This window comes from Methylobacterium sp. P5_C11, from assembly GCF_054049775.1.
The window spans coordinates 56,119-68,516 of record NZ_JBFULS010000026.1; the positions used below are offsets into that span (position 1 = coordinate 56,119).

Below are 12,398 nucleotides of genomic sequence, written 5' to 3' on the forward strand. Positions count from 1 at the left end.
TCCGCAGCACCGAAAAATGCGCTACCCCGTGGCGGCATGCGCTTCTATCTCGGCCTCGCCACCACCTTCCACGATCCGGCCCTCGCCCTGGTCGGACCCGACGGCACCCTGCTCTTCGCCGAGGCCGCGGAGCGCGACCTCCAGTACAAGCGCGCGCCGAACTGCGAGCCGGACGCCCCGGCCCGGATGGCCGGCCTGCTGAAGGCGTGGGTTCCGCCGGGCTCCGAACTCGTCGTCGCCTCGACCTGGGGGCCACAGTTCAGCGATTTCCTGCGCGGGCAGGCGGGAACCGGGGCCTTCGACCTGATGGCGCTCGCCGGCCACACCACCGCGCTCAACCGCTCCTTCGTGCCCGAGCAGGCCGAGCGGGTGTTCATCGCCGATCTCCACGGCGCCCAGGAGCGGGCCGGACATGGAACGCTGCTCGCCCTCAACCAGGAGGCGCGGATCACCGGCGCGGGCCCCCGGGCGACGATCGCCGGACAGCGGCGCTATCCGCACCACCTCTGCCACGCCGCCTACGGCCTCTGGGGCAGCCCCTTCGACACGGCCACCGCCCTGGTGGTCGACGGCATGGGCGAGACCGGCGCGGCGGCGATCCACCGCCTGGCGGGCGGTCGGATCACCGAGGCCCGCCGCCACCGCGGGCGCGGGTCGCTGGGCTTCCTGTACGGGCTGATCACCGACCTCGCCGGCTTCGACCAGGTGAAGGGCGAGGAGTGGAAGATCATGGGGCTCGCCCCCTACGGCCGCCCCGATCCGGACCTCGCCGCGCTGCTCGGCCGGCTCTGCACGGTCGAGGGACACCGCCTGCGCTATGCCGACGGGGAGACGATCCGCTCCGTCGCCGCCGAGATCCGGGCGCGCCGCCCGGCGGACGCGATGGAGACCGGCTGGGCCGACCTCGCCCGCTGCGGCCAGGATCTCTTCGCGACCCTCATGGACGCGCTGGTGGCCGAAGCCTACGCCCTGGCGCCCTCCGAGAATCTCGTGATCGCCGGCGGCTGCGGGCTGAACTCCTCCTATAACGGCCGGGTGCTCGGCCGGTCCGGCTTCACCCGGCTGCACGTCCCGTCGGCCCCTGCGGATGACGGCAACGCCGTGGGCGCCGCGTGGCTCGCCTACGCGGAGGACCATCCGGACTGGACCGGGCCGCCGCACGCGCAGCGCCCGCTCACGCCCTATCTGGGTTCGCGGGTCTCGACCGGCCCGATGGAGCGGCTCGCCGAGCAGGAACCCCGCGCCCAGCACGTCGGCCACGGCGAGGCGACCCGCGCGGCGGCGCGGATCCTGGCGGAGGGCGGCCTCGTCGGCTGGGTGCAGGGCCGGGCGGAGTTCGGACCCCGGGCGCTGGGCAACCGCTCGATCCTGGCCGATCCGCGGCCGGAGGGTGCCAAGGACGCGCTGAACGCCAAGGTGAAATACCGGGAGGCGTTCCGGCCCTTCGCGCCCTCGATCCTGGCCGAGGCCGGGCCGGACTGGTTCGAGGATTACGCCGACAGCCCCTACATGGAGCGTACCCTGGTCTGGCGGGAGGCGGTCCGTGCCCGCGTGCCGGCCGTGGTCCACGCGGACGGGACCGGCCGGCTCCAGAGCGTCACGGCGGAGCGGAACCCGGCCTACGCGGCCCTGATCGGCGCCTTCGCGGACATCACCGGGGTGCCGATCCTGCTCAACACGAGCTTCAACGTGATGGGCAAGCCGATCCTCCACGGCGCGGAGGACGCGATCCTGATGTTCTACACCACCGGCCTCGACGCCCTCGTGGTGGAGGACTGGCTGGTGGTGAAATGACAAACGCCGCGCCCCGGGGAGGACGCGGCGTCGATCAGGCGACCCCAGAAGGATTACTCGCAGACCTCGACGCGGCGGTAGGTGAACTCGCCGTCGCCGAGCCATTCCTTGCGGCGCTCGTAGTGGCAGATCGGGCCGCGGCGCTCGCGCACCACGACGGTCTCGGGCTCCTCGACCACGACGCGGCGCGGGCGGTACTCCGGCGGCGGGGGCGGCGGGTTCGCGCCGTTGATGAGGGCGCTGCCCACCACGCCGCCGACCACACCGGCCGCGAGGCCGCCGACGATGGCGCCGGTCTGGTCGCGGGCGGTGGCCGGGGCGACGGCCCCGAGCACCAGGGTCGCCGCGAGGGCTGCGGCCCCGGCGCGGATCGTCGTGAAGGAACCGTTCAAGGACACGCGAAAGATCTCCCGTTCGTGTTGAGGACGATCCAACACCGGGAGGATTAAGAATCCCCGAAGCGGCGCACCGCGACGGCGTGCCGGATATGGCCTCGGCACGTCCGAGACGGCCTGAGCGGAGGCGCGCAGGGCTCGCCTCCGCCGATCGGCTACTTCGCCTTGTCGGCGATGCCCTTCAGGCCGGCATCATACACCCCGGCGATGGCCTCCTCGGCCTTCGCATCGGGGGCGCCCTTGGCCTTGAAGGTGCCTTTCCACGTCACCTTCGAGCCGCTGCCAGCCTTCGTGACCATGATCGTGGAGTGATAATCCGCGACGGGGAGCGGGCCTTCCAGGATCGTGTAGGTGTAGTCCATCTTGTTGTCGTTGCGGGACTCTTCCTCCTCGACGATCGTCCCGCCGCCCTTCAGGCTCAGGGTCCGGACCGCATTGCTGCCCTTCTTCGACAGGGCGCATTTCTCGATCACCGGATGCCAGTCGCCGATCCCGCAGAACCCGCCGATGGTCTTCCACACGGTCTCGGGCGACGCGGCCACGTCCACCGACTTGGTGACTTCGAGAGCCCAGGCCGGTCCCGCGACCCCGACGCAGATCGCCGCAGCCGCCAACAACATACGCTTCATCAGTCGCTCCCTTGCGCTCGACGCTCGCTTCCATGGCGCCCGAGTCAGGCTCAAACCAAGGGCGACACGCGTACGTTGCAAGGTCGACTTTAGTCCAAGGCGCGGTAAAAAATACGCAGGCCGGCCCGCCTGCCCTCCGGTGCACCGCAGCCGGCGCCGGCTCCGAGGTCAAAGCAGCCCGTCGAGGGACTCGATGACGACCGTCGGGGCGGGATCAGCGTACTCGTCCGGCAGCCCCCTGCGGTTGATCCAGGCCGTCCGGAATCCGAAGGCCCCAGCCCCCGCGATGTCCCAGCGGTTCGAGGAGCAGAACAGCACCTCGCCCTGCCCTACCGCCATCCGGGTCAGGGCGATCCGGTAGGCGTCGGGATGGGCCTTGAACACCTGCGCATCGTCCACTGAGAGGACCGCGTCGAGGTGGTCGGCGAGGGCCGCCGAGGCCACGGCCCGGTCGACCATGGCGGCGTTGCCGTTGGTGAGCACCGCGGTGCGGATCCCGCGCTTGCGCAGGGCCGCCAGCACGCCTGGCACCTCCGGATAGGCGTCGAGATCGCGGTAGGCGTCGAGGAGCCGCTCCCGCAGACCGGGATCGACGTTCGGGTGGACCGCCAGGGCGTAGTCGAGGGCGCGTACGGTGAGGTCCCAGAACGCCGCGTAGCGGCCCATCAGCGACAGGGTCCAGCTGTATTCGAGCTGCTTGTTGCGCCAGACCTCGGAAAGGTGGGCGGCGTCCGGCCCCACCGCCTCGGCGTAGCGCTGGACCGCGGCGTTCACGTCGAACAGCGTTCCGTAGGCGTCGAACACCGCGGCCTTCACGCCCGTCAGTGGTCCCGATGCGTCGGTCATGGCGTTCCTCACTGGGTGCTCCCGCCCGATCTGGAGCCGGGACCGCGCGACGGCGAGCCCGGCCGGGTCACTCAGGCCCGGCGCAGGCGCAGGCCGAACAGATGCAACAGGCCCGCCAGGAGCCCACCGTAGACCAGGGCTCCGGCGAGCCCGAGCACTGCCAGGACGACGAGGTCGCGGCCGTGCGGCAGGGCCGGCACCAGGGCCTGGACGAGCCCCTGCCCGTAGACGGCCACCGCCGCGAGCCCCAGGCAGGCGAGCGCGACGCCCGCGACGGTGACACCGAGGGTTCGTCCCGGCGCCGTCCAGTTCCGGCGCTTGGCCAGGACCAGGAGCAGCAGCAGGTTCACCCACTGGCTCACCGCGGTGGCGAGGGCGAGCCCGGTCACGCCGTAGGGACCGGTGAGCCAGAGCTTCAGCACGACGTTCACCAGGATCGCGGTCAGCGAGGCCCAGAGCGGGGTCTTGGTGTCCTGCCGGGCGTAGAAGCTCGCCACGGCGCTGCGCACCAGCACGACGGCGGGCAGGGCGAATCCGTAGGCGGCCAGCACGGCGGCCGCGCGCGCGGCATCCTCGGCGCTGAAGGCGCCGCGCTCGAACAAGGCCGCCATGATCAGCCCGGGGATGGTCAGGAAGGCCACGGTGAACGGCGCCGCGAGCGCCAGGGAGAAGCCCGCCGCCCGGTTCTGCGCCGCGTGGGCGCCGGCGACGTCCCCGGCGGCGATACGCCGGCTCATCTCCGGCAGCAGCACGGTGCCGGCCGCGATGGCGATGACGCCGAAGGGGAGCTGGTAGAGCCGGTCGGCATAATACAGCGCCGAGACCGCCCCAGTGGGCAGCCAGCTCGCGATGATCGTGTCGGCAAAGGCCGCGATCTGGAATCCCGCGGAGCCGATCACCGCCGGGCCGAGCACCGCGAAGAACCGCGTCAGCGCCGGATCGAGGCGCGGGATGGCGAGGTCGGGCATCACCCGGGCGCGCCGGCAGCCCCACCACAGCAGGCCGAACTGGAGGATGCCCGAGACGGCGACACCCCAGGCCGCCGCGTAGGCGGCGTTCGGGAACAGGAAGCTGAAGGCCAGCGCCGCCAGCATGGCGAGGTTGAGCAGGACCGGGGCGCCGGCCGCCACGGCGAAGTGCCGATGGGCGTTGAGGATGCCCGACAGCAGCGTCACCAGCGTCATGAACAGCAGGTACGGGAAGGTGATGCGGGTCAACGCCACCGCGAGATGGAAGCGCTCGCCATCCTCGGCGAAGCCCGGCGCGAGGGCGTGCACGACCCAGGGCATCGCCGGCAGGGCGAGGTTCAGCAGTACCAGCTGCACGATCAGCATCAGGGTGAAGACGCGGTCGGCAAAGCGGTGCGCCTCCCCCGGTGTTCCGGCTTCCGCGAGCCCCGCATAGGTCGGCACGAAGGCGGTGTTGAACGCCCCCTCGCCGAAGATCGCTCGGAAATGGTTCGGCAGCCGGAAGGCGACCACGAAGGCGTCGGCCACCGGCCCGGCGCCCATCACGGCGGCCATCACCACGTCGCGGGCGAAGCCGGTGACGCGGGAGACCAGGGTCCAGCCGCCGACGGACAGGATGGAGCGGATCATGATGTGGGCCGCCCGACCCTTCCCTCCCCTCTTCCAACCCCCGCTGACGCGGCGGCCACCCGCCCCCGCAGAGGGGTGAGGGTGCGCCGTGGAGACGTCGCGGGTGTCGAGTGAGGGAGAATGGCCGGACCCTTTTGCACCGGGTCATCCGGCGTCGGGCGCATCAAGAGCCGGTTTCGTGCGTCACCTCAAGGGTGCCGCGGACACAGGACCCGCGGCACCGGCGCTAAAGCCTCAGCGGGTCGCCTCGGCGTACATCTTCTCCACGTGCTCCCAGTTCACGAGGTTCTCGATGAACGCCTTGAGGTAGTCGGGACGGCGGTTGCGGTAATCGATGTAGTAGGAGTGCTCCCACACGTCGACGCCGAGGATCGGCTTGGCGCCGTGGACCAGCGGGTTCTCGCCGTTGGGGGTCTTCATGATGGCGAGCTTGCCGTCCTTCACGGCCAGCCACGCCCAGCCCGAGCCGAACTGGCCGATGCCCGCCTGGATGAAGTCCGCCTTGAACTTCTCAGGCCCGCCGAGGTCCTCGTCGATCTTCTTTGCGAGCGCGCCGGGGATCGCGCCGCCGCCGTTCGGCTTCATCCACTGCCAGAAGTGGATGTGGTTGTAGTGCTGGCCGGCGTTGTTGAAGAGCGGCTGATTCGTGTTGTAGGCGGCCTTGACGATCTCCTCGACGCTCTTGCCCTGGAGATCCGTGCCCTCGAGCAGCTTGTTGCCCGTGTCGACATAGGCCTTGTGGTGCTTGTCGTGGTGGAACTCGAGGGTTTCCTTCGACATGTACGGCCCCAGCGCGTCGTAGGCGTAGGGCAGTTCCGGCAGGGTGAAGGTCATGGCATCTGTCTCCGCTTGGCAGGGAACGGCCTCGTCCCCGGCGGGGGCTTCCGAGTCGAGAGCCCGCTAGGTAAGTCGGTGGCCGCGGGACGGCAACGCCGTTGCATGGCGACGGCGCGGGAAGTTCCGGGATCCGGGCGGCGCGACGGCCGGCTCGGGCATAGCCGCCGGACTACCGGACTATTCCGCTGTCCCGGACAATCTCAGCCCCGAGTTTTGCAATATGCCGGCAAGGCCTTACTGTGCGCCACGCCTAGAGCGCCGGCGGTCAGCCGGCCCGTGCCAGAGAGTATCATGATCGCTGCGCTGTTCGCGCTCGCCGCCGCCATGATCATCGGGGGCTGCGCCGCCGTGATCCAGGGCTTCCCGTACGTGCGTCTGGAGAGTGGGCTCGCGATGGTGATCGCGGGTTCGGTCGCGGCCTCGTCCGGCGCGATCCTCCTCGGCCTCGGCGTCGTGGCCCTCGGTTTCCGGAGGGTCGAGCGGGCGATCGGGCAGGCGCCCCTGCGCGGAGCGCGTGAGGAGGCATCCGCAGACGCCCCGGCGGCATCGGCAGGCGAGGATCGGCCGCGGCTGCCGCCGGTCCTGCCGGCCGCGCCCGCCTTCATCGTCCCGTCGGTGATCGAGCCGGCCTTCGATCCCGAGCGCCCCCGGATCGAGCCGAGCCTGCAGCTCCGGGCCGACGAGACCCGTGCCTCCCTCTCGGAACCGTCCGCCGTCGCGGCGGAGGCGCCCGTTCCGGCCGAGCCCGAGCCGCCCGTGGTGCCCCCCGTCGTGCCGGAGCCCCGCCTCCGCCCCGAGCCGGAAGCCCCGAAGGCAGAGGGTGTGATCGCGCCCGAGGACGACCTGTTCGCCGCACCCGAGCCGCCTTCAGTCCACCGCGAGGCGCCTTCGGACCACCTGGAGGCGCCGCCGTCCCTGCGTCCGAGCCTGGATGCGGCGCCCGAGCCCGAGCCCGAGCTGGCCCCGCCACCCGCCACCCGCACCGTGGTCGGGCGCTACGCCTCGGGCGGCAACACCTACGTGATGTTCGAGGACGGCGCGATCGAGGCGGAGACGCCGCAGGGCCGGTTCACCTTCGCGTCGCTCGACGAATTGAAGGCCTTCGTGGATGGCGGCGGCGAAACCGGTGCCCGCGGCGCGGCCTGACGGCCGGCGGCCCGGCGGTCACACCAGCGGGTTCAGGCTGTCGTTGCGTGGCGGGATCGGCGCCCGCATGGTCAGGGAGAAGCCGTCGGGGGCGTAGTCTGTCGCCACCTCGGCCTGGACCTGGGTGATCAGGACGCGCTGCAGCAGGCGCGAGCCGAAGCCCTGGCGGCTCGGCGGTGAGACCGGCGGCCCGCCGGTCTCGCGCCAGGAGAACCGCAGGATGCCGGCCGGCCCACCCGGCTCCAGCGACCATTCCACCGCCACCCGCCCGGTGCGGTTCGACAGCGCCCCATACTTGGCGGCGTTGGTGGTGAGTTCGTGGATCGCCATGCCGATCGGCACCGCAATCTCGGACGGCAGGTCGATCGCCGGCCCGTCGAGGCTGATTYGGCCCTCGGCGGCGCCGTCCGGCGCCACCTCCGCGTAGGGCTTCAGCTCGTTGCGCAGGAGGTTGGCCAGGGAGGCGGTCTGCCACGTGTCCTCGGTGAGGACCGAGTGGGTGTGCGCCAGGGATTTGATGCGCCCGACGAACGCCTCGTAGAAGCTCTCGATGCTCGACGCCGTCCGCGCGGTCGACCCCACGATCGCCTGGACGGTGGCCAGCGTGTTCTTCACCCGGTGATGGAGTTCGCGGATCAGCAGGCTCTGGCGCTCCTCCGCGACCCGCCGGTCGGTCACGTCGGCCACCACACCGATCAGCCGGCGCGGCAGCCGGCCGGGGGCATCGCGCTCGAACCGGCCGGCCATGTCGATCGTGCGCCAGACCCCGTCGGACTTGCGGCGGATCCGGCCGCTGATGTGCAGGTCCCCGTCCTCCCGCAGCGCCTTGGAGATCGCCCGGCGGACCGCCGGGCGGTCGTCGGGGTGGAGGATGTCGTTGAGAAACTCGGTCTTGCCGATCGTACCATCCTCGGGCGCGTGCCCGAAGATCTCGTACATGTGCTCGTTCTCCCAGATCGCCTGATCCTCGAGCATGTGCCATTCGAAGATGCCGAGCTTGGCGACGGTGGTGGCGACCCGCAGGCGCTGGTCGCGGGACAGGATCTCGTCCCGGGCCTCGACCCGGGTGGTGATGTCCTGGATGACGCCGACCATGCTGGCGGATGCGCCCTCGGTGCCCGGCACGGCCTGTCCCCGCACCCGCAGGATCACCGAGCGCCCGGCCACCGTGGCGGCCGTGTCGAACTGGTAGGGCTCGTCGGTTCCGGAAGCGTCGGCGATGATCGCGCGCAGGCGGGCGAGTTCCGCCTGCGACAGGCCGGTCTTCAGCTCCTCACTCGAGACGGAGCGGCCCGGTGGGCGGCCGAGGATGCGGGCGGCCCGGCGCGACAGGGTGAGGAGATCCGTCGCCCGGTCCCAGCGCCATTCCCCGAGCCCGGCGGCGGCCAGCGCCTCGCGGTTGGCTTCGGAATGGGCCGCCATGTCCACGTCGACCGCCTCGACCACCAGGGTCCGGCCGGTGCGCCGGATCCGCATGTCGAGGGCGGTCCCGTCCGCCCCGCGCCAGAACTGGAGGCCGTCCCGGAGGCCCTCCGGCCCTTCGTTCAGGAGATCGGCGACCGGGCGCCCGGGCAGGGCGCCGGGCGGCCAGCCGAGGAGATCGTGCAGAGCCCGATTGGCGGCGACGATCGTCGTTTCGTCCGCAGACAGCACCACGAGGCCGATCGCGGCCTCGTCGAAGCCGATGCGAAACGGGTCCCCCGCCGCCGGATCCTGCCCCACCCTCTCATTCACGCGGAAAGATCCTCGAACGAGCCGTGGCACGCTCCTGCCGGAGATGTCCCCTCCCGGGCGCGGTCCGGCACCACGGCGGGCGCTCAGGATGGCGCCCGAGCGTGACTGTGGCAAGGCGTTCCGCTCAGCCTGCGGCGACCGGGCGCCCGAGGGGCGCGAGCAAGCCCAGGCTCAGCGCGGGCGGCGGGCAAATTCCAGGTAGGTGGGCCGCCGGCCTGCTTCCAGTGCCTTGGCCTCATAGCGCGTGCCGGGCCAGCCCGGGAAGGGTTGGGTCCAGTCCCGGGCGCTCCGCGCCGTCCAGGCCAGGACCGGGCAGCGCGCGGCCCGGACCAGCGTCCAGCCGGCATAATCGTCGATGTCGCTGGCGAAGCGGAACAGGCCGCCATCCTTCAGCACCCGCCCGATCTCGGCGAGGGAGGCATCGGAAACGAACCGGCGCTTGCGCTGCCGCCGCTTGGGCCAGGGATCGGGATAGAGGAGGTAGACCCGGTCGAGGCAGGCATCCGGGAGGCGTGCCAGGAGGGCGGTCACGTCCTCGTCGCGGATGCGGACGTTGCGCAGCCCCCCCGCCTCGATGGCGGCGAGCAGCTTCACCACGCCGTTGACGAACGGCTCCGCACCGATGAAGCCGATGTCGGGCTGCGCCGCGGCCTGGGCCGCGAGGTGCTCGCCGCCGCCGAAGCCGATCTCCAGCCAGAGCGCGTCGGGCGGTGCGGGCATCGCCGGGAAGAGCGTGCGCGGATCGAGCGGCGCGTCGTCGGGCGGCAGGGCAATGCGGAGGGACGGCAGGAGGTCGGCCAGCCGGCGCTCCTGCAGGCCGCGCAGGCGCTTGCCCTTGCGGCGTCCGAAGAAGGCGCGCTCCGGCTCCTCGGCCGTCTGCACGGGGCGTCCAGGGGTGTCAGACATGACCACGGCGCGACGTCGGCCACCGGCCTGAAGGTGCCGCGGGCAGGTGAAGGATCTGGTTTTGAACGCCCGGACCCGTCACGCGGGTCCGGGATGAGGCGCGGACGCCGCCCTCAGGCGAGGGCAGACTTCAACTTGTCAGCAAGGTCGGTGCGCTCCCAGGAGAAGCCGCCATCGGCCTCCGGGGCGCGGCCGAAATGGCCGTAGGCTGCGGTGCGCGCGTAGATCGGCTTGTTGAGGCCGAGCGCCGTGCGGATGCCGCGGGGCGAGAGATCCAGGGCGTCCATCAGTACGCCCTCGAGCTTGGCCTCGTCCACGGTGCCGGTCCCGTGCAGGTCCACGTAGATCGAGAGCGGCTTCGAGACGCCGATCGCGTAGGCGAGCTGGATCGTGGCACGGCGGGCGAGGCCGGCGGCCACGACGTTCTTGGCGAGGTAGCGCGCCGCGTAGGCCGCCGAGCGATCGACCTTCGTCGGGTCCTTGCCCGAGAAGGCGCCGCCGCCGTGGGGCGCCGCGCCGCCGTAGGTGTCGACGATGATCTTGCGGCCGGTGAGGCCGGCATCGCCGTCCGGGCCGCCGATCACGAACTTACCGGTCGGGTTCACATGCCAGACCGTGCCCTCGTTGACCCAGCCCTCCGGCAGGGCCTTGAGGATGTAGGGCTCCACGATGGCGCGGACGTCGGCCGAGTCGAGGGACTCGTCGAGGTGCTGCGTCGACAGCACGATCTGGGTGACCTCGACCGGGCGGCCGTTCTCGTAGCGGACCGTGACCTGGCTCTTGGCGTCGGGGCCGAGCTTGGCCGCGTCACCCTGCTTGGCCCGGCGGGCATCGGCGAGGTCCTTGAGAATTCGGTGGGCGTAGAAGATCGGTGCCGGCATCAGCTCGGGCGTCTCGTCGGCGGCGTAGCCGAACATGATGCCCTGGTCGCCCGCGCCCTCGTCCTTGTTGCCGGCCGCGTCCACGCCCTGGGCGATGTCGGCCGACTGGGCATGAAGGTGGATGGCGACGTCGTTGTTCTTCCAGTGGAAGCCCGACTGCTCGTAGCCGATATCCTTTACCGCCTCGCGGGTCAGGGCCTCGAGGTCCTTGAAGGTGACCGAATCGGGGCCACGGACCTCGCCGGCGATGACGATCCGGTTGGTGGTGGCGAGCGTCTCGACGCCGAGCCGGGCCTCCGGCATCGCCGTGAGATAGGCGTCGACGACGGTATCGGAAATCCGATCGCACACCTTGTCCGGGTGCCCCTCGGACACCGATTCGCTGGTGAACAGGTAATTGGAACGCGGCATCGGACGGCCTCGATGTCAGAGGTACGCCGTCGCGATCGCGGCGTTTGACCCTTTATGGGGCCGGGGTTCTCGCACCCGTCCGGAGCCCGGTCAAGGCGGATGAACGAACGGATCCGCTATAACGGACGATGTGACCGAAAAAACGGCCGCCCCCGAAGGCTCCGACGCGGCTCAACCGCCGAGCTTGGTCTCGAGGGCGCGGATGGCGTCGGCGACGTCGCGACGCGCCTCCTCGGAGAAATTCTCGGTGATGTGGCGGCCCACCACTTCGGCCAGCCCCTTCAACCCGCCGTCGGACAGGGCCGACTGCTCCCGCTCGCTGAAACCCGGTGCCACGAAGTCGTCGTTCCGCGGCATGCCCTTGAAGAAGTAATCCATCGGCACGCCGGTCATCCGGGAGAAGATGTCGAGATGGACCGCGCTGATCCGGTTGGTGCCCTTCTCGTACTTCTGGAGCTGGGCTGCAGACATACCGAAGCTCTGCGCGACGCGGCGCTGTGTGAGAGACGCCTTCCGGCGCTGCTCGGCGATGCGTTGCCCGACGTAAACGTCGCGCTGATCGGTCTTCTGGCCCGCCATGAAGTGCTCGTCCACCCCCCGCCATGGATCTTGGCGGCAAAGCTTAGCGCGGCCCTCGGTTCTTGTCACCGGCAGGCAGCCGATGTCGCGGACGTTTTGCGCCCGGAGCCGCGGCCGGCGCGATCTCCAGGACAAGAAAGGTGGCGTCCCCGGCAGGGCTCGAACCTGCGACCCCAGGTTTCATACCACTTCGGCTTTCGCCGCCGCGTCCCGGAGGTCCGCGTTCGTGGCCTGGACTATCCCTTCACCGTGGACCGGATTGCATCCGGCCGTTAGGTGCCGCCCGTCTAGTCTCTACACCTTCCCGCGGGACGCCGGGGCGCCGCGCGGGCTTGGCTCGGGATTGGCAGAGCATCGCACGGCCCAGCGCCGATGCCGGAAGCGTTCCCCGACTTTGAGCGGATCCGCCGCGAGGTTTCCCGACGCGACGCCCAATTGAACCTGATCTAGGAAACCTGTGCTCTGTCCAGCTGAGCTACGGAGACAACCGCGGTCCCCATAGCATTCTCCCCGTCCGAGGCCAACCGCGCCCGACGGCGGGGGCGGGGGCCGGGGCCTGTGGTCCGGAGGCGTGCGATGGGCGGGGCCAGAGGCTCGGGCAGGCGGCGCGGTGCCGCGGGAGCGGCGCGCACAGCGCTGGTC

General features: G+C 71.0%; 11 protein-coding genes. 2 read left to right on the forward strand and 9 right to left on the reverse strand.

The window, feature by feature from the left end:
• The first annotated feature begins 36 nt into the window (after nucleotides 1-36).
• Nucleotides 37-1,794, forward strand: a complete 1,758-nt coding sequence (locus ACXJKQ_RS15595; RefSeq protein WP_457106641.1) for a carbamoyltransferase family protein — start codon at nucleotides 37-39, stop codon at nucleotides 1,792-1,794.
• Between the two features lie 53 nt (nucleotides 1,795-1,847).
• Here the strand turns inward: ACXJKQ_RS15595 and ACXJKQ_RS15600 are convergent, their stop codons facing one another.
• The 5 genes from ACXJKQ_RS15600 to ACXJKQ_RS15620 all read right to left on the reverse strand — a co-directional run bounded on the left by ACXJKQ_RS15600 (nucleotide 1,848) and on the right by ACXJKQ_RS15620 (nucleotide 6,096).
• Nucleotides 1,848-2,192 (reverse strand): hypothetical protein, encoded by a 345-nt coding sequence (locus tag ACXJKQ_RS15600; RefSeq protein WP_457106642.1) that lies wholly within the window; start codon nucleotides 2,190-2,192, stop codon nucleotides 1,848-1,850.
• Between the two features lie 152 nt (nucleotides 2,193-2,344).
• On the reverse strand, nucleotides 2,345-2,818 hold the full coding sequence (locus ACXJKQ_RS15605; protein WP_457106643.1) for an SRPBCC family protein: 474 nt from the start codon (nucleotides 2,816-2,818) through the stop codon (nucleotides 2,345-2,347).
• A gap of 168 nt (nucleotides 2,819-2,986) precedes the next feature.
• The gene (locus ACXJKQ_RS15610; RefSeq protein ID WP_457106644.1) at nucleotides 2,987-3,664 is read right to left on the reverse strand and encodes a haloacid dehalogenase type II; all 678 of its coding nucleotides are present in this window, start codon (nucleotides 3,662-3,664) and stop codon (nucleotides 2,987-2,989) included.
• Between the two features lie 71 nt (nucleotides 3,665-3,735).
• On the reverse strand, nucleotides 3,736-5,262 hold the full coding sequence (murJ, locus tag ACXJKQ_RS15615; RefSeq protein ID WP_457106645.1) for a murein biosynthesis integral membrane protein MurJ: 1,527 nt from the start codon (nucleotides 5,260-5,262) through the stop codon (nucleotides 3,736-3,738).
• Between the two features lie 234 nt (nucleotides 5,263-5,496).
• A complete protein-coding gene (locus ACXJKQ_RS15620; protein WP_457106646.1) occupies nucleotides 5,497-6,096 on the reverse strand; it encodes a superoxide dismutase in 600 nt (199 codons plus the stop codon).
• 294 nt (nucleotides 6,097-6,390) lie between these two features.
• Here ACXJKQ_RS15620 and ACXJKQ_RS15625 point away from each other — a divergent pair, with 294 nt between their 5' ends.
• Nucleotides 6,391-7,245, forward strand: coding sequence for a hypothetical protein (locus tag ACXJKQ_RS15625; RefSeq protein WP_457106647.1), 855 nt, complete (start codon nucleotides 6,391-6,393; stop codon nucleotides 7,243-7,245).
• 18 nt (nucleotides 7,246-7,263) lie between these two features.
• Here the strand turns inward: ACXJKQ_RS15625 and ACXJKQ_RS15630 are convergent, their stop codons facing one another.
• The 4 genes from ACXJKQ_RS15630 to ACXJKQ_RS15645 all read right to left on the reverse strand — a co-directional run bounded on the left by ACXJKQ_RS15630 (nucleotide 7,264) and on the right by ACXJKQ_RS15645 (nucleotide 11,756).
• Nucleotides 7,264-8,979 carry an HWE histidine kinase domain-containing protein gene (locus ACXJKQ_RS15630; RefSeq protein ID WP_457106648.1) on the reverse strand — a complete coding sequence of 572 codons (1,716 nt, stop codon included), beginning with the start codon at nucleotides 8,977-8,979 and terminating at the stop codon, nucleotides 7,264-7,266.
• A 171-nt stretch (nucleotides 8,980-9,150) separates the two neighbouring features.
• Complete coding sequence (gene trmB, locus ACXJKQ_RS15635; protein ID WP_457106649.1) at nucleotides 9,151-9,885, reverse strand: tRNA (guanine(46)-N(7))-methyltransferase TrmB; 735 nt, start codon at nucleotides 9,883-9,885, stop codon at nucleotides 9,151-9,153.
• Nucleotides 9,886-9,998: 113 nt separating this feature from the next.
• Nucleotides 9,999-11,177: a methionine adenosyltransferase gene (gene metK, locus ACXJKQ_RS15640; RefSeq protein WP_457106650.1), complete on the reverse strand. Its 1,179-nt coding sequence runs from the start codon at nucleotides 11,175-11,177 to the stop codon at nucleotides 9,999-10,001.
• A gap of 171 nt (nucleotides 11,178-11,348) precedes the next feature.
• Nucleotides 11,349-11,756, reverse strand: coding sequence for a helix-turn-helix domain-containing protein (locus tag ACXJKQ_RS15645; protein ID WP_457106651.1), 408 nt, complete (start codon nucleotides 11,754-11,756; stop codon nucleotides 11,349-11,351).
• Nucleotides 11,757-12,398 lie beyond the last annotated feature (642 nt).